The organism is Nonomuraea sp. 10N515B, from assembly GCF_052245915.1.
Lineage (GTDB): Bacteria > Actinomycetota > Actinomycetes > Streptosporangiales > Streptosporangiaceae > Nonomuraea.
Window position 1 is genome coordinate 108,185 of sequence record NZ_JBQQBQ010000010.1, and the last position, 25,404, is coordinate 133,588.

General features: G+C 70.7%; 18 protein-coding genes. 14 read left to right on the plus strand and 4 right to left on the minus strand.

From position 1 onward, the window contains the following. Window position 1: 1 nt before the first annotated feature. The 7 genes from ACTWQA_RS17195 to ACTWQA_RS17225 all read left to right on the plus strand — a co-directional run bounded on the left by ACTWQA_RS17195 (window position 2) and on the right by ACTWQA_RS17225 (window position 9,106). Window positions 2-877: a carbohydrate ABC transporter permease gene (locus tag ACTWQA_RS17195; protein WP_305921338.1), complete on the plus strand. Its 876-nt coding sequence runs from the start codon at window positions 2-4 to the stop codon at window positions 875-877. Further along, on the plus strand, window positions 874-1,494 hold the full coding sequence (locus ACTWQA_RS17200; RefSeq protein ID WP_443160207.1) for a rhamnogalacturonan acetylesterase: 621 nt from the start codon (window positions 874-876) through the stop codon (window positions 1,492-1,494). The genes ACTWQA_RS17195 and ACTWQA_RS17200 overlap by 4 nt, the downstream gene beginning before the upstream one ends. Further along, window positions 1,491-4,094: an exo-rhamnogalacturonan lyase family protein gene (locus ACTWQA_RS17205; RefSeq protein WP_443160208.1), complete on the plus strand. Its 2,604-nt coding sequence runs from the start codon at window positions 1,491-1,493 to the stop codon at window positions 4,092-4,094. Before ACTWQA_RS17200 ends, ACTWQA_RS17205 begins: the two co-directional genes overlap by 4 nt. A 111-nt stretch (window positions 4,095-4,205) precedes the next feature. Next, window positions 4,206-5,804, plus strand: coding sequence for an ABC-F family ATP-binding cassette domain-containing protein (locus ACTWQA_RS17210; protein WP_443160209.1), 1,599 nt, complete (start codon window positions 4,206-4,208; stop codon window positions 5,802-5,804). Window positions 5,805-5,917: 113 nt separating this feature from the next. Beyond that, window positions 5,918-6,133 carry a helix-turn-helix domain-containing protein gene (locus ACTWQA_RS17215; protein WP_020547488.1) on the plus strand — a complete coding sequence of 72 codons (216 nt, stop codon included), beginning with the start codon at window positions 5,918-5,920 and terminating at the stop codon, window positions 6,131-6,133. A gap of 124 nt (window positions 6,134-6,257) precedes the next feature. Next, window positions 6,258-7,079 (plus strand): enoyl-CoA hydratase/isomerase family protein, encoded by an 822-nt coding sequence (locus ACTWQA_RS17220; RefSeq protein ID WP_327580878.1) that lies wholly within the window; start codon window positions 6,258-6,260, stop codon window positions 7,077-7,079. Window positions 7,080-7,219: 140 nt separating this feature from the next. Then, window positions 7,220-9,106, plus strand: a complete 1,887-nt coding sequence (locus ACTWQA_RS17225; protein ID WP_443160210.1) for an ABC transporter ATP-binding protein — start codon at window positions 7,220-7,222, stop codon at window positions 9,104-9,106. Here the strand turns inward: ACTWQA_RS17225 and ACTWQA_RS17230 are convergent. After that, window positions 9,084-9,959: a sulfotransferase family protein gene (locus ACTWQA_RS17230; protein WP_443160211.1), complete on the minus strand. Its 876-nt coding sequence runs from the start codon at window positions 9,957-9,959 to the stop codon at window positions 9,084-9,086. The genes ACTWQA_RS17225 and ACTWQA_RS17230 overlap by 23 nt on opposite strands. Before the next feature lie 158 nt (window positions 9,960-10,117). On the opposite strand from ACTWQA_RS17230, the gene ACTWQA_RS17235 reads away from it, so the two are divergent. After that, window positions 10,118-11,011 carry a S66 peptidase family protein gene (locus tag ACTWQA_RS17235; protein WP_443160212.1) on the plus strand — a complete coding sequence of 298 codons (894 nt, stop codon included), beginning with the start codon at window positions 10,118-10,120 and terminating at the stop codon, window positions 11,009-11,011. Between the two features lie 33 nt (window positions 11,012-11,044). Then, window positions 11,045-11,962 (plus strand): hypothetical protein, encoded by a 918-nt coding sequence (locus ACTWQA_RS17240; protein WP_443160213.1) that lies wholly within the window; start codon window positions 11,045-11,047, stop codon window positions 11,960-11,962. A gap of 10 nt (window positions 11,963-11,972) precedes the next feature. Here ACTWQA_RS17240 and ACTWQA_RS17245 read toward each other — a convergent pair whose 3' ends face one another. Further along, window positions 11,973-14,276, minus strand: a complete 2,304-nt coding sequence (locus ACTWQA_RS17245; RefSeq protein WP_443160214.1) for an ATP-binding cassette domain-containing protein — start codon at window positions 14,274-14,276, stop codon at window positions 11,973-11,975. A gap of 168 nt (window positions 14,277-14,444) precedes the next feature. Between ACTWQA_RS17245 and ACTWQA_RS17250 the strand changes: the two genes are divergently transcribed. Together ACTWQA_RS17250 and ACTWQA_RS17255 are read left to right on the plus strand one after the other, a co-directional pair. Continuing rightward, complete coding sequence (locus tag ACTWQA_RS17250; protein WP_443160215.1) at window positions 14,445-15,494, plus strand: glycerophosphodiester phosphodiesterase family protein; 1,050 nt, start codon at window positions 14,445-14,447, stop codon at window positions 15,492-15,494. A gap of 102 nt (window positions 15,495-15,596) precedes the next feature. Then, a complete protein-coding gene (locus ACTWQA_RS17255; protein ID WP_443160216.1) occupies window positions 15,597-17,267 on the plus strand; it encodes a PstS family phosphate ABC transporter substrate-binding protein in 1,671 nt (556 codons plus the stop codon). A 6-nt stretch (window positions 17,268-17,273) separates the two neighbouring features. Here ACTWQA_RS17255 and ACTWQA_RS17260 read toward each other — a convergent pair whose 3' ends face one another. Continuing rightward, a complete protein-coding gene (locus tag ACTWQA_RS17260) occupies window positions 17,274-18,437 on the minus strand; it encodes a pyridoxal phosphate-dependent aminotransferase (protein ID WP_443160217.1) in 1,164 nt (387 codons plus the stop codon). Window positions 18,438-18,940: 503 nt separating this feature from the next. Between ACTWQA_RS17260 and ACTWQA_RS17265 the strand changes: the two genes are divergently transcribed. From ACTWQA_RS17265 to ACTWQA_RS17275, 3 genes are all read left to right on the plus strand, one after another. Next, window positions 18,941-21,292, plus strand: a complete 2,352-nt coding sequence (locus tag ACTWQA_RS17265) for a hypothetical protein (RefSeq protein ID WP_443160218.1) — start codon at window positions 18,941-18,943, stop codon at window positions 21,290-21,292. Between the two features lie 138 nt (window positions 21,293-21,430). Further along, entirely contained in the window at window positions 21,431-23,176 is a 1,746-nt protein-coding gene (locus tag ACTWQA_RS17270; RefSeq protein WP_443160219.1) for an ABC transporter ATP-binding protein, read from the plus strand. Then, window positions 23,176-25,005, plus strand: coding sequence for an ABC transporter ATP-binding protein (locus ACTWQA_RS17275; protein ID WP_443160354.1), 1,830 nt, complete (start codon window positions 23,176-23,178; stop codon window positions 25,003-25,005). Before ACTWQA_RS17270 ends, ACTWQA_RS17275 begins: the two co-directional genes overlap by 1 nt. Window positions 25,006-25,010: 5 nt before the next feature. Here ACTWQA_RS17275 and ACTWQA_RS17280 read toward each other — a convergent pair whose 3' ends face one another. Next, a complete protein-coding gene (locus ACTWQA_RS17280; RefSeq protein WP_443160220.1) occupies window positions 25,011-25,388 on the minus strand; it encodes a hypothetical protein in 378 nt (125 codons plus the stop codon). Window positions 25,389-25,404: the final 16 nt, after the last annotated feature.

The following is a 25,404-nucleotide window of genomic DNA, read 5'->3' on the forward strand; positions in this document are numbered from 1 at the left end:
CATGTCTGTGAACCAATACCGCTCTGTGGGCAGCCGCGTCTTCGACGCGATCAACATCGCCGTCCTCGTCGGGCTGGGGATGATCACCCTCCTGCCGCTGCTGTACGTCCTGGCCGGATCGTTCGCCTCCGAGTCGGAGATCTCCTCGCGGACGTTCTTCCTGTGGCCGGAGAAGTTCGTCACCAGCACCTACGAGTACATCTTCGCCACCGACGTGTTCATCAGGGCGCTGCTCACGACCATCGGGGTGACGATCGTCGGCACGGTCATCCAGGTCGCGCTCACGCTCACCATGGCCTATCCGCTGGCCAAGCGGTACCTGCCGGGCCGTACCCTGGTGCTCAATCTGGTGATCTTCACGGTGGTGTTCAGCGGCGGCATCATCCCCACCTACCTCGTCGTCCGCGACCTGGGGATGCTCAACAGCTACTGGGCGCTGATCCTGCCGCTCGCGATCAACCCCTTCTACCTGATCATCGTCAAGAGCTTCTTCCAGGAGCTGCCCGAAGCGCTGGAGGAGGCGGCGCGCATTGACGGCGCCACCGAGATGGGCGTCTTCTTCAAGATCGTGCTGCCGCTGTCCAAGCCGATCATCGCGACGTTCTCGCTGTTCTACGCCGTGGGCATCTGGAACGACTACATGTCGCCGCTGCTCTACATCGACGACTCCAGTAGATGGACGCTGCAGGTGCTGGTCCGCCAGCTCACCGGCGCGGACGCGCAGAACGCGCTGTCGGCCATGGAGACCGTGTTCTTCCCCACCCAGGGGCTGAAGTTCGCCGTCGTGGTCATCGCCACGCTGCCGATCCTCTGCTTCTACCCGTTCCTGCAGAAGCACTTCGTCAAGGGTGTGCTGATCGGGTCGGTCAAGGAATGACGCACACGGTCCTGCTGGCCGGGGACTCGACGGTGGCCTCGTGCCCGGCCTTCGAGGCGCCCATGTCGGGGTGGGGCGCGCAGCTCGGCGCGTACGTAGGCCGCCCGGTGCGCAACTTCGCCAAGGGCGGCGCCACCACGGCCAGTCACCGCGCCGAAGGGCTGTGGGCGGCGCTGCTGCGCGAGGTCGTGCCCGGTGACGTGGTAGTGATCCAGTTCGGGCACAACGACCAGAAGGATCGCGGCCTGCCGTACCAGGACAACCTGCGTGCCTTCGTGAAGGAGGCGCGCGGGGCCGGGGCGCGGCCCGTCCTGTGCACCCCGGTGCAGCGGCGCCGATGGGAGGGCGAGCGGCTGATCCCCACGCACGGTGACTACCCCGAGCGGGTCCGTGCGCTGGCCGCCGCTGAGGACGTGCCGCTGATCGACCTGACCGCCGCCACCACCGAGCTGTACGAGCGGCTCGGCCCGGACGGGTCCAAGGCCTTGTTCACGCACTTCCCGCCCGGCGTGCACCCGCTCTATCCAGACGGGATCGCCGACGACACGCACTTCTGCTTCCGTGGCGCCGACGAGGTGGCCGCGATCGTCGCCGCGCGACTGAAGGAGATCGCATGACAGGGCTGCGCTGGCTGGACCGTCCGGGTGAGCAAGGGGTGACCTGGGGGGTTCCGTGGCGGCGCGGCGCGGTCGAGCGTGGTGCGCCCTTCGCGGTGGCTGACGCGGACGGCCGCGAGGTGCCGGTGCAGAGCTGGGTCACCGCGACCTGGCCGGACGGTTCGGTCAAGTGGTCGGCGCACGCCATCGGCGCCCAGCCGGGCGCCGGCACGGGCTCCGGGTCCGCGGTCGCGTACCGGCTGGAGCCCGGCCGCGGGCCGGCCGCGCCCGCGACTCCCGTCACCGTCACCCGAGAGGGCGGCGTGCTGACCGTCGGCACGGGCGTTGTCACCTGGACGATTGAGGAGACGGGCGCGACGCTGGCCCGCTCGATCTCCCGGGGCGGCCGCGAGATCGCCAGGGACGTCCGCCTGGTCAGCCTCCGCCAGCACGAGCCCACGCCCGACGAAGGCGGCCCGGTGGCCCGCGAGCAGGCCACGGGCGTGGTCGAGCGGGTCATGGTGGAGCAGGACGGTCCCGTGCGGGCCGTGGTGCGGCTGGAGGGCCGGCACGGCGACTGGCTGCCGTTCACCGTGCGCCTGTACTTCTACGCCGGCGCCGAGGACGTGCGGATCATGCACACGTTCGTCTGGGACGGCGACCCCGAGCGGGACTTCCTGGCCGGGCTCGGCTTGCGCGCCGACGTCGTCATGCGCGACGAGCTCCACGACCGGCACGTCCGGCTCGCCGGGGCCGGGGGTTTCCTCACCGAGGCCGTACGCGGCCTGACCGGGCTGCGCCGCGACCCCGGCGAATCTGTACGCCAGGCGCAGGTCGCCGGCCGGCCGTGCGGCGAGATCGACCCGGAGGTCGGCAACCGCTTGCACCTCATCCCCGCCTGGAACGACTACACGCTCGACCAGGGCTCCGCCGACGGCTTCACGCTGCGCAAGCGCACCGCTGACGGCCACGCGTGGGTGACGATCCCGTCGGGTACCCGGTCGGGCGGCTATGGCTACGTGGGCGGCGTCAGCGGCGGGCTCGGCTTCGGGCTGCGCGACTTCTGGCGCCTGCACCCCACCCGCCTCGACATCAGGAGCGCGGCCACCGAGGTCGCCACCGCGACCGTCTGGTTGTGGTCGCCGTCGGCGCCCGCGATGGACCTGCGCTTCTACCACGACGGCATGGGCCAGGACACCTTCGCCGAGCAGCTGGAGGGCCTGGAGATCACCTACGAGGACTACGAGCCGGGCTTCGGCGACGCCCACGGCGTGGCGCGTACCCATGAGCTGACCCTGCGCGCCCTCGACGCCACGCCTTCCTCGGCCGACCTCGCCGCCTACGCGGCCGCCATGAACGAGCCCGGACTGCTCGCCGCGACCCCCGAGCGGGTGCGGGAGGCCGGCGTGTTCGGCGTCTGGGAGCTGCCCGACCGCTCCACGCCCGCGCTCGCACGCATCGAGGACCGCCTGGACTTCCTGTTCGACCTGTACGTCCGGGAGCGCGAGCAGCGACGCTGGTACGGGTTCTGGGACTACGGCGACGTCATGCACACCTACGACCCGGACCGCCACACCTGGCGCTACGACGTGGGCGGCTACGCCTGGGACAACTCCGAGCTCTCGCCCGACCTGTGGTTGTGGCTGCAGTATCTGCGCACCGGCCGGGCCGACGTGTTCCGCTTCGCCGAGTCCATGACCCGGCACACCGGCGAGGTCGACGTCTACCACCTGGGCCGCTGGAAAGGCCTGGGCAGCCGGCACAACGTGCAGCACTGGGGCTGCAGCTGCAAGCAGCTGCGCATCTCCAACGCCGCCTACCGGCGCTTCTACTACTACCTGACCGCCGACGAGCGCACCGGCGACCTGATGGACGAGCTGAGCAGGCCGGAGGAGACGTTCGTGGTGATCGATCCCACGCGCAAGGTGCGTGAGGACGTCTACACCCCGGACCCGTCGGCGCTCTCGGTCGGCCTCGGCACCGACTGGGGCTCACTGGCCGCGGCCTGGCTCACCCGCTGGGAACGGCACGGCGACGAGCGGGCCAGAGACCGGTTGCTGGGCACCATGGCCGACATCGGCGCGCTGCCGCAGGGCTTCCTCACCGGCGAGGCCCGGCTGAACCTGGAGACCGGGCGCTTCGACACCGCGACCGACAAGATCTCCGTCTCACACCTGTCGTCGTTGTTCGGGCTGCCGGAGATCTGCGCCGAGCTCATCGCGCTCGACCTGGGCATCCCCGGGTTCGAGCGGGCCTGGCTGGACTACTGCCGCCTCTACCTCGCCCCGCCCGAGCAGCAGAAGGCCGAGGTGGGGCGGCGGCTGCGCGGCATCTCGCTGATCCAGGCGCACAGCAGGCTCACCGCGTACGCGGCCGCCCGCACCGGCGACGCCGGCCTGGCCGCGTGGGCGTGGCGGAAGTTCACCTTCGACGAGGGCGACCAGCTCAACAAGAACCCGTTGCAGCGGCAGGAGAACTGGGAGCTGACGCTGGTGGACGGCCCCGAGGTGCTGTCCCCGTTGCAGGAGGCGCCGTTCGTCAGCACCAACGGGGCCGCGCAGTACGGCCTGGCCGCGATTCACAACCTCGCCCTGATCGGCAAGCACCTGGCGGAACGTTAATCGGAGGTATGGCTCCGCGCGGGGCCATACACTGATCCCTATGCACACTCCCGATTGATCGGCGTCGCACGCCCAAAACCCTCGTTTCCTAGCCGGGAGTGTTCCGCCACCATGATCATCGCCAATGATATCGAGCTGCGCGCGGGCGCGCGCCTGCTCATTGAGAAAGCCACCTTCCGCGTCAACGCCGGTGACAAGATCGGGCTCGTCGGCCGCAACGGCGCGGGCAAGACGACGCTGACCAAGGTCCTGGCCGGTGAGGCGCTGCCCGCCGCGGGCGCCGTCACCACCAGCGGCAGCGTGGGCTACCTGCCGCAGGACCCGCGCACCGGCGACCTGCAGGTCCTGGCGCGCGACCGCATCCTGTCCGCGCGCGGCCTCGACGAGGTGCTGCGCCAGCTGCGCGAGGCGGAGCTCGGCATGTCCTCGGCCGATGATCGCACGCGCGAGAAGGCGGTCAGGCGGTACGGCCGGCTCGAGGACCAGATGCACGTCCTGGGCGGCTACGCGGCCGAGGCCGAGGCGGCCTCCATCGCCTCCAGTCTCGGGTTGCCGGACCGGGTGCTGACGCAGCCGTTGCAAACGCTTTCCGGCGGTCAGCGCAGACGTGTGGAATTGGCGCGCATTCTTTTCAGCGGGGCGGAAACTCTCCTTCTTGACGAGCCGACAAACCACCTAGATGCGGACTCAATCGGGTGGCTTCGTGATTTTTTGCGATCCCATCAAGGTGGGTTGGTGATCATCAGCCACGACGTCGGCCTTCTTGAAGCAACGGTCAACAAGGTCCTGCACCTGGACGCCAACCGGTCGGCGATCGATCACTACAACGTCGGCTGGACGGCCTATCTGGCCCAGCGCGAGACCGACGAGAAGCGCCGCAAGCGCGAGCGCGCCAACGCCGAGAAACAGGCCGGTGCGCTGCTGGCGCAGGCCGACAAGATGCGCGCCAAGGCCACCAAGGCGAAGGCCGCCCAGGACATGATGCGCCGCGCGCACCGGTTGCTGTCCGGCACCGAGGAGGTGCGCCAGAGCGACAAGGTCGCGCGGCTGCGTTTCCCCGACCCGCAGCCGTGCGGGCGCACCCCGCTCATGGCCGAGGGCCTGTCCAAGTCCTACGGCTCGCTGGAGGTCTTCACCGACGTCGACGTGGCCATCGACCGCGGCCACAGGGTCGTCATCCTCGGGCTCAACGGCGCGGGCAAGACCACGCTGCTGCGCCTGCTGGGCGGTATCGAGGTGCCCGACACCGGCGAGATCCGGCCCGGGCACGGCCTCAAGATCGGTTATTACGCGCAGGAGCACGAGACCCTCGACTCCGGACGGACCTTGCTGGAGAACATGCGCTCGGCCGGCGGCGAGTTCACCGACACCGAGTTGCGCAAGGTGCTCGGCTCGTTCCTGTTCACCGGCGACGACGTCGACAAGCCCGCCGGCGTCCTGTCGGGCGGTGAGAAGACCCGGCTGGCGCTGGCCATGCTGGTGCTCTCGAGCGCCAACGTCCTCCTTCTCGACGAGCCCACGAACAACCTCGATCCGGTCAGCCGGGAGCAGGTTCTCACCGCTCTGAGGTCGTATTCAGGAGCAATCGTCCTTGTTACACATGACGAGGGTGCCGTTGACGCCCTGTCACCGGATAGAGTGATCTTGCTGCCTGACGGAACTGAAGACGCGTGGAGCGACGAATTTTCCGATCTTGTGGCACTTGCCTGATCTTAATTTGAGTGGGTACGGATCTTTTCCCGTGGAGTAGGTAGCCGATCCCGCTGAAATGACTGATCATGGCGGAGTAACGCTGCGGAAGTCCGGCACTACAGGAGGTACTCGTGGCCGAGACACTGAAGAAGGGCACCCGGGTCACCGGGGCCGACCGGGAAAAACTGGCTGGTGATCTCAAGAAGCGCTATGCCGCGGGCGAGAGCATCCGCGCGCTGGCCGCTTCGACCGGTCGGTCCTACGGGTTCATCCACCGCATCCTGAGCGAGTCCGGTGTGACTCTGCGTGGGCGCGGCGGGGCGACTCGAGGCAAGTCCAAGCGCTGAGGCCGCCTCGGAACGTGCGACCGCAGCCGCCCGTCCCTAGTCAGCCGCCGTCGCGCCCGAGCCCAGAATCATATTCTGTAAGCTCGGGCGCGACGGGCAGCACCGTGGCTGGAGGGAGCGGGCGATGACGGAAGCAGAGGCGCGGCAGCGCGGGGGGTACGCGGAGGACGTCTCAGCCGAGCGATTGGCGGAGATCGGCCTTCGATTCGAGGTGGACGGTGAGATAGCGACGATCACGCTGGACCGGCCGGACAAGCGCAACGCGCAGACGTTCGCGACATGGTCGGCACTGGCTCGCATCGGCGAGAGCCTGCCCGAGCAGGTGCGCGTCGTCGTCGTGAAAGGTGAGGGACCGTCCTTCTCGGCAGGGATCGACCTGCGAATGTTCACACCTGAGGGGGTGCCCGGACAGGGCTCGTTCAGCTCGGCGGTCAAAGTCGGGGACGCCGAGTTCGAGCAGCGCATCAGACAGGCCCAGGCGGGGTTTCTGTGGCTGCGCCGCCCGGAGATCGTCTCCGTCGCCGCAGTGCACGGGCATGCGATCGGGGCGGGGTTTCAACTCGCGCTCGCCTGCGACCTGCGGATTGTGGCCGATGATGTCGCGTTCTGTATGAAGGAGCCCGCACTGGGTCTGGTGCCCGATCTGACGGGGACCAAGCCCCTGGTGGAGCTGGTGGGCCTGGCCAAGGCGATCGACATCTGCCTGACGGCCAGGACCGTGCACGCGGACGAGGCCATGCGGATCGGCCTCGCGGAGAAAGTGGTCGCCGGGGGCGACCTGGCGCAAGCCGTACGAGACAAGGCCGCGGAGCTGCTGTCGACCAATCGGGACGCGGCCGCCGCGACCAAGCGACTCCTCCAGGGGGCGCGATCACGCACCCTGGAGGAGCAGAGTGTGGCCGAGGGCCTGGAGCAGGCGGCCCGCCTCAAGGCCCTCTTCCCCTGACCGGCGGGCAGGGTGCCGGGCGCGGCGAAGGCCGGGAGCGCGGGTAGGGTGCCGGGCTGGGCGTTTTCGCGGTGAGCTTAGGCGGGAATCGGCGCGTCGCGCGGGGCGCTCTTTGAGGGGGAGGAGGTGGGATCCCCCGGATGGCGATGATGGGTGGAGGCTTCGGGCCTCATGTGATGGCGTCGCTGCGCCGTGACGACTCGGTGACCAAGCAGCGGCTGCGCCCCGGCACGGTCCGGCGCATCGCGCGCTACGCCCGGCCGTACACGAAGCAGATCGCCGCGTTCCTGGTGCTCGTCGTGGCCGGCGCGGTCATCGTGATCGCCAACCCGCTGCTGATGAAGGCGATCATCGACGACGGCATCCTGCCCAGGCAGCCGGGCGTCGTGGTCGGGCTGGCGGTGGCGATCGCCGCGCTGGCGCTCGTGGACGCGGGTCTGACGCTGGTGCAGCGGTGGTTCTCGGCCCGCATCGGCGAAGGCCTGATCTACGACCTGCGCACCGAGGTGTTCGACCACGTGCAGCGCATGCCGGTGGCGTTCTTCATGCGGGCGCAGACCGGCGCGCTGGTGAGCAGGCTCAACACCGACGTGATCGGTGCCCAGCGCGCGCTGACGAGCACGCTGTCGTCGGTCGTCTCCAACGTGGTCAGCCTGGTCCTGGTGCTGGGCGCCATGCTGGTGCTGTCGTGGCAGGTGACGCTGGTCGCGCTGGTGCTGCTGCCGGTCTTCATCGTGCCCGCCAAGTTCGTCGGCCGCCGCATGTCGGCGCTGACCCGCGAGCAGATGCAGCTGGACGCCGAGATGAGCTCCGTCACGACCGAGCGGTTCAACGTGGCCGGCGCCATGGTCGCCAAGCTGTACGGCCGCCCCGAGGACGACGCCCAGATCTTCGGCAGCCGGGCGGCCAGGGTGCGCGACGTCGGCGTGACGGTCGGCATGTACGGCACCGTGTTCAGGGTCGCGCTCGGCCTGGTCGCGGCGCTGGCCACGGCCCTGGTGTACGGCATCGGCGGCGTCCTGTCCGTCTCCGGCGTGTTCGAGCTGGGCACCCTGGTGGCCCTGGCCGCGCTCCTGATGCGCCTGTACGGCCCCCTCACGTCGCTGTCCAATGTGCACGTCGACGTGATGACCGCGCTCGTCAGCTTCGACCGCGTCTTCGAGATCCTCGACCTGCGGCCCATGGTGGCGGAGAAGCCGGATGCCGCCCCGGTGCCGGACGGCCCCGTGACGATCGAGTTCGACGACGTCCGGTTCCGCTACCCGGCCGCCGAGGAGGTCTCGCTGGCCTCGCTGGAGTCGGTGGCCAGGCAGGACACCGGCCCGTCGCATCCCGTGCTGAAGGGCGTGTCGTTCACCGCCCGCCCCGGGCAGCTGATCGCCCTGGTCGGCCACTCCGGCGCGGGCAAGACCACGATCACCTCGCTGGTCTCCCGCCTGTACGACGTCAACGAGGGCGCCGTCCGGATCAACGGCCTCGACGTGCGCGACGCCACGCTCGCCTCGCTCCGCGACACCGTGGGAGTGGTCATGCAGGACGCTCACCTCTACCACGACACGATCGCGGCCAATCTCCGCTATGCCAGGCCGGAGGCGAGTGATGAGGAGATCTGGGAGGCTCTCAGGGCCGCGCAGATCGGCGACCTCATCGAGAGCCTGCCCGACGGGCTGGAGACGGTGGTGGGCGACCGCGGCTACCGGCTGTCGGGCGGCGAGAAGCAGCGGCTCGCGCTGGCCAGGCTGTTGCTCAAGGCGCCGCGCGTGGTCGTGCTCGACGAGGCCACCGCGCACCTGGACTCCGAGTCGGAGGCGGCGGTGCAGAAGGCGCTGAAGGCCGCGCTGGAGGGCCGCACGTCGCTCGTCATCGCGCACCGGCTGTCGACGATCAGGGAGGCGGATGAGATCCTCGTGGTGCACGCGGGCCGCATCGCCGAGCGCGGCCGCCACGAGGAGCTGCTGGCGCGCGGCGGGCTGTACGCCGAGCTCTACCGCACCCAGTTCAGTGCTACTGATAGCCCAGCCGCTTGAGCTCCTCGCGCGCCACCTTCTCCACCAGCGCCAGGTCGTCCGGCCGCAGGCGGCTGCGCCAGGAGCCGGCCTTGGCGGCGTGCCCGTACAGCGGGACCTTGGACACCCGCGTCTCCAGGAAGTCCGTCAGCGTGGCCACCGCCTGCGCCGGCTTGAGCACCAGGTCCTCGTAACGCAGCGTGAGCAGCTGCTCGGCGGGCAGTGTCCTGCGCAGCTCGGCGCTCAGCCGCACGGCGCCGCGCCAGCGCAGAGCGCATTTGCCCGCCGCCGGCATGGCCTTCCACCGGTCGAGGTGCTCGTCCTTGTTGACGCCCAGGAACGCGTTGGGGAACTCGGTCTGCTCCGTGAGCATCGCGGGCCGGAACCAGGCCAGGCACGCCGGATCGGCCAGCATGTCGGCCGCGACGTCCCTGCCGTCCCGGATGAGCTGCACGAAACGGGCGTCGGGAAACGCTTGCAGCAGCACGGGGGCGCTGTAGATCAGGTCGGGGCTGCCGTCGCCGAACCGGGTGATCTCGCCGGTGTCCACGCACGGCCCCGCGCCGGTGACGCCGCCCGCCTGCCTGCACGGCTCGGCGCACTGCCCGCAGGAGCCGGGCAGCACCTGCCACGACTCGGCGAGCGCGTCGCGCAGGACGCGTACGGCACCGGACGTGCGGCCGATGGACGGCCTGCGGGCGAAGGCGTAGACCACGTGCGCCACGCTCGCGCGGCCCATCGTCACGTGGCAGCCGGGTGAGCGTTTCAGGGCGCGGGCGAGCAGGTCCGTGCCGGAATGCGGGGCTCCGAGCAGGAAGACGGGCCGGCGGACCTTGATGCCGTTGACCACGAGGATGTGGGGCGGAAGTCGCATACGGAGGTCAAGTGTGACACCGTTTACTTGGTGTATGAGCCATGCTCGTACACCAGGCCGCACGGCACCATGCACCGTGCCGAGTGCCTGCCCGCGACCTGATCACGCCGATGCCGGAGATGGTCGCGAGGGTCCCGTACTCGTCCAGGAGTTGATCGATGCAGCAAGGTGACACCGTCGCGATCGTCTCGCCGTCGGGCCCGCCCGACGCCGTCCTGCTCGGACGCGGCATCGAGCGGCTGGAGGGCCTGGGGCTGAAGGTGGTGGCCGGCGCGCACGTCCTCGACCGGCAGGAGCTCGACTACCTGGCGGGCGACGACGCCGCGCGGGCCGCCGACCTGCAGGCCGCCTGGTGCGACCCGGCCGTCTCCGCGGTGTTCTGCTCCCGCGGCGGGTACGGCGCCGGCAGGCTGCTCGACCTGCTCGACTGGGATGCCATGCGGGCCGCGGGACCCAAGGTCCTCCTCGGGTCGAGCGACATCACGGCCCTGCACAACGCCTTCGCCATCGAGCTGGGCGTGCCCACGCTGCACGGCCCGATGGCGGCCTGCGACCTTCTCGCGGGCGAGCGGGGTCCGGAGCCGCGCACGTTGACGAGCCTGCGAGCGGCCCTCTTCGGCGCCCCCGAGCCCGTGCAAGGTGATCGGGTGCTGGCGCCGGGCCGGGCCGAGGGTGTGCTGTCCGGGGGCAACCTGTCGTTGCTGGCGTCCATGTGCGGCACGCGGTGGCAGCCGTCGTTCACCGGCAGGATCGCGTTCCTGGAGGACGTGGGGGAGGAGCCCTACCGGATCGACCGCATGCTCACCCAGCTGCTGCAGGCCGGGGTGTTCGACGGGGTGCGGGGGATCGCGCTCGGGTCGTGGGTGGACTGCGCCGACCCGTATCCCGTCCTCCAGGACCGCCTCGGACGGCTCGGAGTGCCCGTCCTGGCGGGGCTTGCGGTGGGACACGGGTCACCTCAGATGAGTGTGTGGCTGGGGAGACTTGGGGCTATCGATACCGAATCGTGCTCGCTAGCTGGCACCCTCAGGGATGGGGAGCAGGCAAGGTAGGAGGGACGAATCCGACAGAAAGGGACACGGCGCGTGAGTTTGTTCAAGCGTGACGGAGCCCGCCGGAGATCGCCGGAGTTCGGTGAGTCCCGAGCTCCGAAGCGCAGGCCCGTCGAGGATGTCGACCTCGACTCCCTGCTCGCGCTCGTCGCCGAATCCCGTGGATTCGCCTGCGAGTTCGCCGGTGACGGCGCCACTGTGACACTCCGAGGCCCGCTGGCCGGCGACACCCCCCTGGTCGTTCGGCTGACCGGGCTGCGCCGCGAGGCCGGGCGCCGGGCCAGGGAGGACTGGCCCGTGCTGGTTTCCGAGCACCTCGCGCACGCGGTGGCCACCGCCGGCGAGCGGGTCGACGTGTGCGACCTGGAGCAGGCCGGGCCGCTGCTGCGCGTCCGCGTGGAGTCCGTGGACGAGGTGGGCGACCTGACCAAGGTGGTGGGCCGCCACCTCAACGCCGACCTGGTCGAGCTGCTCATCGTGGGCTCGCGCCCGGTGCGTCCCGAGGAGGCCGGGTGCTGGCCCGTGCCCACGGCGCACGCGCTCGACCTGGCCGTCAGGAACGTCCGCGAGGACGAGCGGCTGCTCGCGGAGAGCATCGAGCTGTCGGGCACGCCGGTGACGCGGCTGACCGCCCGCACGCCCTCCGCCGCCACCCATCTGCGCTGGCTGGGTGACTACCTGCAGGTGCCGGGCGACGGCGTGCTGGCCGTCCTCCCCGACCCGTACACGCTGCTCGTGCATCCGGTGGACGGCATCGGGGTGGTGCGGGCCATCGAGCGGCTGCGGGTCCACGCGCTGACCACGGACGGGCTCAGCCCTCAGGTCTACTGGTGGCACGAGGGCCGGTTGACGCTCATCAGGGCCGACATCATCGTGCAGCAGGGGCAGACCAGGCTCGTGGTCGCTCCGCCTCCGGAGTTCGCCCAGGTCCTGGCCCGCCTCGCCGTCTGACCCCGGACGCCTACGCGCGTCCCACGTACTCGCGCAGGTGGATCGCCGTCAGCGTGGTGCCGGTGCCGACCAGCTCGGCCGGCGGGCCGGCGAAGACCACCTGGCCGCCGTCGTGACCGGCCCCCGGACCCAGGTCGATGATCCAGTCGGCGTGGGCCATCACGGCCTGGTGGTGCTCGATCACGATGACCGTGTTGCCGTCCTCCACCAGCCGGTCCAGCAGGGCCAGCAACTGGTCCACGTCGGCCAGGTGCAGGCCGGTGGTCGGCTCGTCCAGCACGTACGTCGTGCCGTTCCTCGCCATGTTGATCGCCAGCTTGAGCCGCTGCCGCTCGCCACCGGACAACGTGTTCAGCGGCTGCCCGAGCCCCAGGTAGCCGAGGCCGACGGCGGCCAGCCGCTCGAGGATCGTGCTGGACTGCCCGGTGGGGAAGAACTCGCGGGCCTCGGCCACCGACATGCCCAGCACCTCGCTGATGTTCTTGCCGCGCAGCGTGTACGTCAGCACCTCGGGCGTGAACCGCTTGCCCTCGCACTCCTCGCACACCGACGCCACCCCGGCCATCATCGCCAGGTCGGTGTAGATCAGGCCGATGCCCTTGCAGGCCGGGCACGCGCCCTCGGAGTTGGCGCTGAACAGGCCCGCCTTGACCCCGTTGGCCTTGGCGAACGCCGCCCGGATCGGGTCGAGCAGCCCGGTGTAGGTGGCCGGGTTGCTCCGGCGCGAGCCGCGGATCGGCGACTGGTCGGCCACGACCACGCCCTCCAGTCCCGCGACGTAGCCGTGGATCAGCGAGCTCTTGCCCGACCCGGCCACGCCGGTGACCACGGTGAGCACGCCGAGCGGGATGTCCACGCTCACGTCACGCAGGTTGTGCAGGCTCGCGCCGCGGACGGGCAGGTGGCCGGCGGGCTTGCGGACGTCCCCGCGCAGGCGTACCCGGTGGTCGAGGTAGCGGCCGGTCAGCGTACCCGAGGCGCGCAGCCCGTCCAGGTCGCCCGCGTAGCACAGCTGCCCGCCGCCGGTGCCCGCGCCGGGGCCGAGGTCGGCCACGTGGTCGGCGATCGCGATCGTCTCCGGCTTGTGCTCGACCACGAGCACCGTGTTGCCCTTGTCGCGCAGCTGGAGGAGCAGGTTGTTCATCCGCTGGATGTCGTGCGGGTGCAGGCCGGCCGTGGGCTCGTCGAAGACGTAGGTGACGTCGGTGAGGCTCGAGTTGAGGTGGCGCACCATCTTCACCCGCTGCGCCTCGCCGCCCGACAAGGTGCCGGACTCCCGGTCCAGGCTCAGGTAGCCGAGACCGATCTCCACCAGCGAGTCCAGGGTCGACAGCAGCCCGTCCAGCACCGGGCCGACCGTCGCGTCGCCGATGTCGCGGACGAAGCCGGCCAGGTCGTTGATCTGCATCGCCGCGCACTCGGCGATGTTCTTGCCGTTGATCTCGGCCGAGCGGGCGGCCTCGTTGAGCCGCGTGCCGGCGCAGGACGGGCAGACGGTGAGCTTGAGCGCCCGGTCGGCGAACGCCCGCGCGGACGGCTGCATGGACTCCCGGTCCTTGCCCAGGTAGGTCCGCTTGACCTTGAGGACGAGCCCCTCGTAGGTGAAGTTGTTCGTGCCGTACTTGAGCTTCGTCGCGGGCTTGTGAAGGAGGTCCTCCCACTGCTCGGGGGTGAAGTCCTTGAGCTTGACGGCGGGGTCGTAGAGGCCGGAGCCGGCCATGACCTGCCACTGCCAGCTGTCCACCGGGAACCCGGGGACCTTGATGGCCCCTTCGTTCAGCGACAGCTCCCGGTCGACGAGCGCGTCCACGTCGATCTCCGACGCCTTGCCCAGGCCCTCGCACTGCGGGCACATGCCCTCGGCCTTGTTGAAGCTGAAGTGGTAGGCGGGGCCGACGTACGGCTCGCCGATGCGGCTGAACATGATCCGCAGCATGGTGTGGGCATCGGTCGCGGTGCCCACGGTGGAGCGGGGGTTGGCGCCCATGCGCTCCTGGTCGACGATGATCGCCGCGCTGAGGTTGTGCAACGCGTCCACGTCGGGGCGCGACAGGCTCGGCATGAACGACTGGACGAACGCGGTGTACGTCTCGTCGATCAGCCGCCGCGACTCGGCGGCGATCGTGTCGAAGACGAGCGAGGACTTGCCGGAGCCGGACACTCCGGTGAAGACGGTGAGGCGCCGCTTGGGGATGTCGAGGGAGACGCCCTTGAGGTTGTTCTCCCTGGCGCCGCGGACCTGGATGAGGTCGTGACTGTCGGCGGCCGTGTGATCGCGGTGCAGGACGCTGCTCGCCCGGGGGTTGGAGGCCACGGAACCCTTCCATCGTCGGCTGACTGTTTATGCCGTAAGGGAATAGCTGGGACAGCCTACCCTGAACCGCGCGGTTCGCACGCACCTTCGATTCGTTCAGCTGATCCGCAGTCCTCGTTCCGCTTCCGTACGCCCCGGCGTCCCCCGCATGCCCCATGTTGTGGCGACATGAACAGATGGCATGCGGCGGTGGCCGCGACGACGGTGGGCGCGGCGATCCTGGCCACGCCCGGTGTGGCCGCGGCCGACCGGGACAAGCGGTTCGACCTGCAGGCGCACCGGGGCGGGCTCGGGCTCGTGGTGGAGAGCTCGCTGCCGGCCTTCGCCAACGCGCTGGAGCTCGGCGTCGGCACGCTGGAGCTGGACGTGCAGATCACCGAGGACGGCGAGGCGGTCGTCACCCACGACCGGAGGATCAGCAACAGGAAGTGCCGCGACACGGCGCCCGCGGTGCCGGGGGACCCCGAGTTCCCCTACGTCGGCAAATACCTCAACACGCTCACCCTGCAGCAGGTCAGGACCATGGACTGCGGGTCGCTGACGCTGGCGGAGTTCCCCGGGCAGCGGGCCGTGCCCGGAGCGCCCATGGCGACCCTGCGTGAGGTGTTCGACCTGGTCAACCGGTATCGGGCCCGCGGCGTCACGCTGAACGTCGAGACCAAGGTGGAGGCCGGGGCGCCGCACGAGACCGCGCCGCGTGAGCAGTTCGTGCAGGTGACGGCCGGCGAGATCCGGCGCGCCGGGCTGCTGCGGCAGGTCACGATCCAGAGCTTCGACTGGGGCGCGCTCATGCGCATGCGGCAGGTGGAGCCGCGGCTGCCGCTGGTCGCGCTCACCAACCGCGACTTCCTGCAGATCGGTAAGCCGGGCGCCTCGCCGTGGCTGGGCGGCATCGACATCGACGACTTCGGCGGCGATCCGCTCAAGGCGGTCAAGTCGTTCGGGGCGGACGCGTTCTCGCCGGTGCACGGATTCCCGCAGAACGGCAAGGTGACCGACCCGACCTACGTCCCGTACGTCACCCAGGACATGGTCGACCAGGCGCACGCCCTCGGCCTGAAGGTGATCCCGTGGACCATTGACGACGAGCCGACCATGAACAAGCTCATCGACGACGGCGTGGACGGCATCATCACCGACTACCCGGACCGGCTGCGCACGGTCATGGCCGGGCGCGGGTTCACGCTGCCCCGGCCGTACAAGCTCCATCAGGGCTAGGTTTCTGCGGGCCGAACAGCTCGTGAACGATCGGTGCCCCGCCGCTCGATGATCTCCTGAAAGCGACAATTGAAGCAGTAAAGGGGGATCTAAGGAGCGTCGGTGGAGGCCGTGCTGGAGCTGCTGCGGCGGCTGGTGGAGTTCCTCGGTGGCGTGGGCCCGGTCCTGTTCGGCATCGTGCTTCTGCTGGTGGCGCCGTACGTGGACCGGTTGCTGGTGCGCCGCAAGCGCATCGGCTTCCGCGTCCTGTACAACTCCAAGATCGGACTGGGCCCGGAGCAGCACAACGGCGGGGCCGACCCGGCCGAGCACGGGCCGCCGCAGCTGCGCCAGGTGGCGCGGCTGCTCGACCGGATGAGCATGGTCGTCATCCGCATCCGCAACAGCGGCAGCTACGACATCGACCCCGACGACTTCGAGCGGCCGCTGTCGTTCACGTTCGGCGGGCGGCTGGTGTGGAACGCCAGGGTGTCCGACGCCAGCACCGGCGAGCTGCGCGAGCGGCTGCGCGAGGGCCTGGCGTTCTTCCCCGACGAGGGCACGCCCGCCAAGGATGGCCTGGTCACGGTGCGGCAGCGGCTCTCGGATCGGATGGCCCGCTGGCTCGGCGCCTCGTCCCAGGGACAGCCCCAGGGACAGGACGCCGAGCCGGCGTGGCACGGCGTGCGGCTGGACGGACTGCGGCTCAAGCGCGGCGAGAAGGCCAAGCTCGTCGTCGTCCTGCGGGAGGCGAACTCCGGTGACGGTGACCTCACGAAGGTCGTCGGCCACACCGGCAAGCTCAAGGACGCGGGCCTCATCATGGACGAGCGCGAGAACCGCCGGGTCACGCTGCCGCGCGTGACCGTCGCGCTGGTGATCGCGCTGAGCGCCGTGCTCGTGCTCAGCCAGCTCTCCACCCCGCGCAACCCGACTGTCGCCTGCGTGCCCGGCAGCCTGCGCATCGTGGGGTCGACCGTGTTCATACCGGCGATGCAGGCCGTCGCCGACGAGTACGAGAAGGCGTGCGGCGGCGACAGCGAGATCGCCACCGAGCCCACCGGCTCCATCGAAGGCGTGCGCAGAGTGATGGAGGCCGGCGCGAACGCCGGCCTCGTCGCGGTGGCGGACGGCAAGAGCAAGGACCACGACCGGCTGTACGCCGGGAAGCTGGCGATCGTGACCTACCACGTCGCCGTCAACAGCGGCGTGGGACTCAACACGCTCAGCGTCGACGACCTCCGCAAGATCAACAGTGGCGCGTACGCGAACTGGAACCAGCTCCGCGACGACAAGACGTCCCTGCCCATCCGCATCATCAGCCGCGACCAGGACTCCGGCACCCGGCAGCTGTACGAGCAGCAGGTGCTGCGCACCGGCGAGAACGTGCTCTCCTCCAACGAGTGCCTGGAAAAGGACCGCAACCCCGCCGCGCCCGTCATCCGGTGCGAGCGTCAGGGGAACCCCGACGTCATCCGCAAGATCAGCACGGTTCCCGGGGCGATCGGGTACGCCGACGAGCCGGCCCTCGCGGCGGCCCGCAAGGCCGGCACGATCACGGCGCTGACCCTCGACGGCAAGGCCTTCGACGCCTCGACCGCCGTGCGGGCCGGTTACCCGTTCTGGACGGTCGAGTACGTCTACACCAAGGAGCGGCCCGCTGCCGGCTCCCTGGCGGCCGCGTTCCTGGAGTTCGCCCGCTCGCACGCACTGGCCCAGGTGCGGCTGTCGTCGGCGGGCTTCGACCCGTGCGTGACGAAGGAGGGCCTGGAAGAGGCCTGCGAGCTGCGCTGAGCGGCCTCACGCGGACAGCGGGTTGGCGTGCCGGTGGTGCACGCCGATCACGGGGATCTCGTGCAGGCTGCCCGAGTACAGAAACTGCGTCATCCCGATCAGCAACCGCCGCACGTCCTCCTGCGGCCGCACCACCAGCCGCAGGAACTGGCTGGTGGTGCCCAGCTTGTTGCCGCACTCGCGGACGTAGACGCCGTGCTCGGTCAGCAGGTGGTCGCGCAGCGGCACCCCGTCGTGCCCCGGCGGCAGCTTCACCAGCAGGAAATTGCCCTGCGAGGCGAACACCGACAGTCCCGGCATGGTGCTGAGCTGCTGGAACATCGCCCGCCTGTCGCTGGCCAGCCGCTTGAGGCTCTCCTGGTACTCCACGTCGAACTGCTTCATCATGAACACGATGACCTCGGCGAAGGAGTTCAGGTTCCACTTGGGCAGCGCGTCGCGGACCCGGCCGGCCAGCGCCGGGTTGGCGACCATGTAGCCGAAGCGGATGCCGTGCAGGCCGAAGTTCTTGCCCAGGCTGCGCAGCACGATCACGTTCGGCCGCACCGCGGCCTCGGCCGCCACGCCCGGGTACGGCTCGGCGTCCACGAAGTCGCCGAAGGACTCGTCGATGATCACCAGGTCCAGGTCGATGAGCTTGTCCATGAGCCGCACGACCTCGTGTCTCGGCAGGTAGCCCCCGTCCGGGTTGTTGGGGTTGCAGATGACCGCGACGCGGGAGCCGCGCGTGCGGATGAACGAGACGTAGTCGTTGACGTCCAGGGTGAAGTTGCGGCTCTCCAGCAGCGGATACATGTCCACCCGTTTGCCCGTCTCGAGCGGCTGGTCGGTCCAGCGGCCGAAGGTGGGGATCGGCACCGCCAGGCTCTCCCGTACCAGGAGGTGGTCGATCCAGGTGATCAGCTCGGTCGACCCGTTGCCCATGGCGACCGTCTTGGGGTGGAGTCCGAGCGTGGAACAGAGCTCCGCGGTGATCGTGCCCGCGTCGCTCGGATAGAACTTCAGTATCGTCTCCAGATTCCTCCCGAGGTGCTCGAAGATCTCGGGCGTCGGGAAGTACGGGTTGCACGGTATGCAGAAGTCCACTGGGGCGCGCTCTCCGGACGAGCTGCGCATCAGTGTGAAGTACGACGGGCTGTGCGCCTGTGTACGCAAGAGGCTGAGCTCCACGACACCTCCATGGAACACGTGTCCGATGTGTGTAGGTACGCGCCGATGGGGCGACCGGTTCACGGCGGTCTGCACGTGTTCGGTGGGACATTCGGCGAAAGGGCGACGGAAAATCGAAAAAGGCCGGGCGGGAGACGATTGGCCGGATCGCCGCCGCGGGTTCGAGCACGCGCCGGGCCGGCTCGCCGGTTATTCGCCGGTGAAAATCTTCCGCCATTGTTCGGCCGGGAATTTCCGGCCTCCGCCTGGAGGCCGCTAGGCGACGCCTCTCACGCGTTGTACAGGCAGGACAGGCGAACGACTACGGAAAGTAAACAATCGATGTCCCGTATGGAGGCATTTGCCGTTGTTGGCGGGCAATCCTCCGCGAGTTGCATTGACGTTAGGTCATCACTCTCCCTTTTTTCTCATGCGAGAATGCATTGACACGGAAAAGTGATCTTGTAAGCATCTGGCTTGGGCGTGCTTTCTGAATTCGCCGCGGGAGAAAGAGGGGCGCGTACATGGCTGCCGAGTGGACCCTGTTGCCCGCCGTGGTCGTCCGCAGCGCCGGGTTCCCCTGGGAGCTCGTCGCCTCGCTGGCCTACCCACGGGCGGCGGAGACGGCGGCGGCGGTCGTACGGCTGGAGCGGCAGGCGCTCGACCTGCTCGCCAGCCCGCAGGCAAGCGGCCGGCTGCCGCGTGGGCTGCGCGGCCGCCTGCGCCGGCTGCGACCCCTGCCACCCGGCACGCCCGGCCCCGCCGACTGGCTGACGAGCTGGAACCGGGTGACCGGCCTGCTGGAGGACGCGCGTCTCGCGCTGGCCGACATGGTCACCGCCGACGGCGCGCGGACCAGGACGGCCACCGCCGCGATCGCCACCGACGAGCGATTCCTCGACGCCCTGGTCAGCTCGGCCCCCGCCGCCTACCGCGACCTACGGCGAGGCCAGGCCGAGGCGGCGCGGCAGCTCGCACCGCACCTGCAAAGGCTGGCCACCCGGTGCGCCAGGACCGGTTTCTACGCGCCCATCGACTTCGCCCGCATCGAGCCCGGCCGCGACAGCGGCTACACCTGGGCGGGGCACCGCGAATGCGCCCGGCGGCTCGCCTACCCCGCCGGCCGCATCGGAGAGGCGCTCCAGCAACGCATCCTCGCCGACCCCGCGCTCGTCGCCGGGCTCGTGCCACGGCGGCGTACAGCGACGGGCCCGGGGATGAGCACGGGGCACGACGGCACCGCCCTCGCCGGGCACTGCGACGGCCGCCGCACGCTCGCCGAGATCGCCGCCGACACCGGCACGGGCCTCGAGCGGGCTTCGGCGGCGCTCGCCGTCGCGGTGCGCCGCGGGCTGCTCACCCACGACCTCTGCCCGCCCGCCACCGTCCCCGACCCGCTCGGGTGGCTCCGCGACCGGCTCCCCGGCGAGCAGACCCCCGCCGCGCCGGAGCCGGGACTCGTGGCCGCGCAGGGGGTGCCCGCGCAGCGGCGACGCGCCTTCGCCCGCCCGCGGCCGGCCGCCGGGACCGACCTGCCCGTGAGCCGTCGCGTCAGGGAGATCTCCGACCTGCTCGAGCGTTACCCCAGCGCCTCGCCCGACGTGAAGCTGGCCCTGCAGAGCAGGATCGAGGCCCTCGCCGGCGGCGGCCAGCGGACCGGGCGCGACGAGCACGTCGTCGTGTACGAGGCCGCGGCCGGCACGCTGCACGTCACCATCGGCGACGCCCTCGCCGCCGACCTGCGCGGAGGTGTGCCCGCGGCACTCGGCCCGCTCGCCGAGGAGGCCGAGCAGACCAGGCTCCGCACCAACCGGCTGCTCGCCGGGCGGCTCGGCGCGGGCACGTTCGAGCTGGCCGAGGCGCTGCGGGCCGCGGGAAACCTGGAGATCCAGCGCGGCGACCGGATCGCCGGCGTCGTCGGCGACGTGGCCCCGGACGCCGTCGCTCTGGACCTCGCCGGGGTGTTGGCGGCGCCCGTCCCACCGGCCGCGCCGGTGTTGTGCGCGGCCGACGTCATGGTGGCGGCGCCGGCGCTGGAGGCGTACGAGCCGGGCGTGACCCCGCTGGTGCTCGGCGGTTTCCACCACGCGCCGCTGCTCACGCCGTGGGAGCTGCGCTTCCACCGGGACGGCCGAGCTCCGGGGAGCTCCGGCGAGCGCCGGAGCGCGGCCGCCATCGCGCGGGCGCTCCGCGGATTCACCGCGCTCAACGTCATCTCGCCCCGCGCCGACGGCCTGCCCTCGCCGGAACTACCCGGGCCCGTGCTGGAGTCCGGGGGCGCGGCGGCGGACCCGCGGCGGCGCCGCGTCGGCCTCGACGACCTGTACGTGCGCAGCGACGGCCACCACGCCGTCCTGCACGCCAAGGGCACCGACGAGCCGCTGATGATCCACAACGGCGAACCAGGGCACGCCCTGCACACCGCGTTCGGCCTGCCGAGACTCCAGCCGCCCACGCTGCCGGACCTGCCCCGGACACCTCGCCTGACATGGGGGAACGTCGTCATCTCGCGGCAGCGGTGGCGGCTGGGCAGGATCGCGTTCGACGCGCTCGGCCGGGCCGGGGGCGACCGCGACCTGCTGCTGGCCATGGCCCGCCTGCGCGACCTGCACCACCTGCCCCGCACGTTCTTCGCCACCGCCTTTGCCACCGCCTTCGCCGCCGCCGAGCGAAGGCCCGTCTACGTCGACACCCGCGCGCCCGCGCTCATCGAGCAGCTGGCCCGCCTGGCCGGCACGGCCGAACGGCTCACCTTGACCGAGACCCTGCCAGGACCGGAGGAGTGCTGGCTGCGCGACGGCGGACAGCACTTCGCCGCCCGGCTGCGCTGCGTCTACCTGCGGCCGGCGTCGCGTGCGGGGGAGCGCGGCGGGTAAATCGGTTGCCCCGGCATCCGACGGGATGCTGTACTCGCACGCAGCGACAGTCCAGCGATCAAGGAGGCCCCGAGATGCGGGAAGCGTTCATGTCCCCCCAGCACCGTGACTCCTTCGACGCAAAGGGCATGACGCTTCTTGAGACGACCGTCCGACCAGGGGATTCCCCCGCATAGCACGTCCGTCCTGCGCCTGCTCCGGCCAGGACCCCGCCCCGCCGCCGCACTCGCCGTGGCCATCGCCGCCGCCGCGCTTCCGCTGGCGGCGCCCCAGATCACCCGCCGCTTCGTCGACGACGCGATCGGCGGCGCGAGCATCCGTCACCTGACCCTGATCGCCCTCGGCTACCTCGTCCTGGCCGTCGCCGGGCAGGCCGCCAGGATGGTGACCGCCTGGCTGGCCAGCCGGCTCGCCTGGGACGGCACCAACCGCGTGCGCGAGCGGCTCGCCGGGCACGCGCTCGGCCTGGACATGGCCTTCCACGGCAGGCACACGCCCGGCGAGCTGATCGAGCGCGTGGACGGCGACGTCGTGGCCGTCGCCGACTTCGTCGTCGCGTTCCTGCTGGACGTCGTGGCCAGCGTGCTGCTCCTGACCGGGGTGGTCGTCGTCGTGTTCGGCGTCGACTGGCGCATCGGGTGCGCACTGCTGGCGTACTGCGTTCTGATCGGCTACGGCATGGCCCGCGCCCAGCGGGCGGCCGTGCCGTCCGCGGCCCGCTCGCGGGCGGCGAGCGCGACCCTGTTCGGCCACCTCGAAGAGCGGCTCGCCGGCGCCGAGGACATCAGGGCCAACGGCGCGGGGGAACATGCGGTACGCCGCTTCCACCAGGTCAGCGCCGCCCTGTTCCGCGCCGAGAACAGCGACGCCCGCGTCGGCACCGTCCTGCTGGCCGGCACGTCGGTGGCCTTCGCCGCCGGTACGGCGATCATGCTCGGTCTCGCCGCCTGGGCCATGGCCGCCGGCACGCTCACGGTCGGCACCGCCGTGCTGCTCTTCCAATACACGCTGATGGTGCGGGCGCCGTTCGAGCGGCTGATCGACCAGATCAGGGAGTATCAGGCGGCGCTGGCCGGTCTCGCCCGCATCGGCGGCCTGCTGGCCGAACGCCGCACTCTCCCCGAACCCGCCCGCCCGCGCCCCCTGCCCCCGGCCGGGCCGCTCGCGCTGCGCCTCGACGATGTCAGCTTCGCCTACCCGGGCGACGACGAGCAGGTGCTGTCGGGCATCACCCTCGAACTCGCCCCCGGCGAGACGCTGGGCCTGGTCGGCCGCACCGGCAGCGGCAAGACCACACTGGCCCGGCTCATCCTGCGCCTCTACGACCCGGTCGAGGGTGCGGTGCGCGTCGGCGGGCTCGACCTGCGCGAGGCTGACCCGGCGTCCCTGCGCCACCGGATCGGCGTCGTCACGCAGGACGTGCAGATGTTCGCGGCCAGTGTGCGCGACAACCTGACACTGTTCCGGCCGTCGCCGGGCGACGACCGCCTCCACGAGATCCTCGAAGGCGTCGGATTGGGCGACTGGCTGGCCGCCCTGCCCGACGGGCTCGACACCGAGGTACGCGACGTCTCCGCGGGCGAGGCCCAGCTCATCGCGTTCGCGCGGGCGTTCCTGGCCGATCCGGGCCTCGTCGTGCTGGACGAGGCGTCGAGCCGGCTCGACCCGGGCACCGAACGCCGCATCGAGCAGAGCATCGGCCGCCTGCTCGACGGCAGAACCGGTGTGATCATCGCGCACCGGCTGTCCTCGCTGTCCCGCGTGGACAAGATCGCCGTACTCGACCAAGGCAAGATCATCGAGTACGGCCGCCGCGCCGACCTCGCCGCCGACCCCCGGAGCCGGTTCGGGCGCCTGCTCGACCTGGCGGGGGTGACCAGGTGATGAAGCCGGTGATGCTGGTGGCCACCAGGCTGGCCACGTTCGACCTGCGCCGCTACCTCGTCGGCGCGCTGCTGTGGATGCCCGTCCACGTCGTCCCGCTTGCCGGCGGGCTGGTGCTGCGGCAGCTGTTCGACGAGCTCAGCGGGCACCGTCCGGCGAGTCTGGAGCTGTCGTTGTGGTGGTGCGCGGCGTTCGTGGGCGTCGAGGTCGTCCGCGGTGTGATGATCGTCATCGCCTGGACGTACGGGGTCTACTGGTGGTGCGCGGCGGCGACCCTGCTGCGGTCCAACGTGCTGCGCTCGCTCCTCACCGCCCGGGGCCCCGCCGCCGCCCGCCTGCCGCACTCCTCCGGCGAGTCGGTCGCGCGCCTGCGCGATGACGTGGCCGACGCGGTCGACTTCACCGACGAAAGCGTCAGCCTGGCCGGCACGACGCTCTTCGCCGCGGCCGCTTTGGCGATCATGGCGTCCATCGACCCCGTGATCACGCTGGTGCTGGTCGTGCCGATGCTCGCCGTCGGCCTGCTGAGCAGGACGCTGCGGAGGCCGATCGCCCGGCTGCACCGGCGGTCCAGGGTGCTCGGCGCGGCCGTCACCGCGTACATCGGCGAGCTCTTCGGCGGCGTCCTCGCCATCAAGACCGCCGGCGCCGAGGAAGCGGCGCTGGAACGGCTCAGGGAGCACAACCGGCGGCGCCGCGACGCCGCCGTCAAGGACCGGCTGGCGACCGACCTCCTCGACGCCACCACCGGCACGACCATTGAGCTCAGCATCGGCCTCGTGCTGCTGCTGGCCGCGCCCGCGATGCGCGGCGGCGAGTTCACCGTCGGCGACCTGGCACTGTTCACCAGCTACATCGGCTGGCTGACGGCCTTGCCACGGTCGATCGGCGCAACCCTGTACGGGCTGCCGCAGGCGGCCGTCGCCGTGGACCGGCTCACCCGCCTCATGGCACCGCACGAGAACGCCGACGACCTGTCCAGGAACAACGGCGTGTGGCTTCGTCACGACCCGCCTCCACCTTCACCGGCGGCGGTCCCACCGGGAGAAGCCGGCGGGCTCTCGCGAGGCGGGGACCGGTTGGCGGTCCTCGAGGCGCGCGGGCTGACGGTCCGCCACGACGACCACGGCAGACGCGGCCTCTTCGACGTGGACCTGCGCCTGCGACGCGGCACCTTCACCGTCGTCACCGGCGCCGTCGGCTCTGGCAAGACCACCTTGATCCGCGCCCTGCTCGGCCTGCTGCCCCTGCACTCCGGCACGATCTCCTGGAACGGCGTCCCGATCGACGACCCGGGCACGTTCCTCGTCCCCGGCCTCGCTGCCTACGCGGGCCAGGTCCCGCGCCTGTTCTCCGAGACCCTGCGCGAGAACCTGCTCCTCGGCCGGCCCGCCACCGACGACGAGATCGGCCGCGCGCTGGAGCTGGCGGCGTTCGAAGCGGACCTGGCCGAGATGCCGGACGGCCTGGACACGGTCGTCGGCCCGCGCGGCGTGCGACTGTCCGGCGGCCAGGTCCAGCGGGCCACCGCCGCCCGGGCGCTGGTGCGTACTCCGGAGCTGCTGGTCGTGGACGATCTGTCGTCCGCCCTGGACGTCGAGACCGAACGCCTGCTGTGGGACCGGATCGCCGGCCGCGGGCCGGAGACCGTCCTGGTGGTGTCGCACCGGCACGCCGCACTCGAACGCGCCGACCAGATCATCGTCCTCGACCGCGGCCGCGTGGCCGGGCGCGGCCCCCTCGGCGAGCTGCTGGAGCATTGTCCGGAGATGCGCCGCCTATGGAGCGCCGAGCGCATCACGGAAGCCGAGGAAGGAGCGGGCGACTGAGTCCCTTACCCGTCCGTCTTGCCGAGGGCCGCCAGGACCTGGTCGAGCTTGGTGTCGAGCGACTGGAGCTTGGTGTCGACCGACTCGAACCTGGCGTTGACCGATCGAAACTCGGTGTCAACCGACCCGAACCGTTTCTCCATCAGCTCGGTCAGCCGCCGCTCGAGGTCGTTCAGATCCTCCTTCGTCGCGAGGGTGGCGCGACCGGCCATGATCTCCCCGAACACCGGCTCCGTGTAGGCCAGGATCTCCTGACGGATCACTGTGGGAAGATTCTCCACTGCCGCCTTGATGTCCGCCACGTCGGCGCCAGTGCGGAAGGCCCAGGCCTCCAGGCGCTGGACGCGGTCGGCGATGTGGGCTCGGTGCTGTAGAGCGGACATGCCGTCATGTTAGACG

Coding starts and splice junctions, on each gene's coding strand:
- ACTWQA_RS17200 (WP_443160207.1), top strand. CDS start 874: ATGACGCACACGGTCCTGCTGGCCGGGGACTCGACGGTGGCCTCGTGC.
- ACTWQA_RS17265 (WP_443160218.1), top strand. CDS start 18,941: ATGGCTGCCGAGTGGACCCTGTTGCCCGCCGTGGTCGTCCGCAGCGCC.
- ACTWQA_RS17275 (WP_443160354.1), top strand. CDS start 23,176: ATGAAGCCGGTGATGCTGGTGGCCACCAGGCTGGCCACGTTCGACCTG.
- ACTWQA_RS17280 (WP_443160220.1), bottom strand. CDS start 25,388: ATGTCCGCTCTACAGCACCGAGCCCACATCGCCGACCGCGTCCAGCGC.
- ACTWQA_RS17220 (WP_327580878.1), top strand. CDS start 6,258: ATGACGGAAGCAGAGGCGCGGCAGCGCGGGGGGTACGCGGAGGACGTC.
- ACTWQA_RS17250 (WP_443160215.1), top strand. CDS start 14,445: ATGAACAGATGGCATGCGGCGGTGGCCGCGACGACGGTGGGCGCGGCG.
- ACTWQA_RS17195 (WP_305921338.1), top strand. CDS start 2: ATGTCTGTGAACCAATACCGCTCTGTGGGCAGCCGCGTCTTCGACGCG.
- ACTWQA_RS17210 (WP_443160209.1), top strand. CDS start 4,206: ATGATCATCGCCAATGATATCGAGCTGCGCGCGGGCGCGCGCCTGCTC.
- ACTWQA_RS17225 (WP_443160210.1), top strand. CDS start 7,220: ATGGCGATGATGGGTGGAGGCTTCGGGCCTCATGTGATGGCGTCGCTG.
- ACTWQA_RS17205 (WP_443160208.1), top strand. CDS start 1,491: ATGACAGGGCTGCGCTGGCTGGACCGTCCGGGTGAGCAAGGGGTGACC.
- ACTWQA_RS17230 (WP_443160211.1), bottom strand. CDS start 9,959: ATGCGACTTCCGCCCCACATCCTCGTGGTCAACGGCATCAAGGTCCGC.
- ACTWQA_RS17235 (WP_443160212.1), top strand. CDS start 10,118: ATGCAGCAAGGTGACACCGTCGCGATCGTCTCGCCGTCGGGCCCGCCC.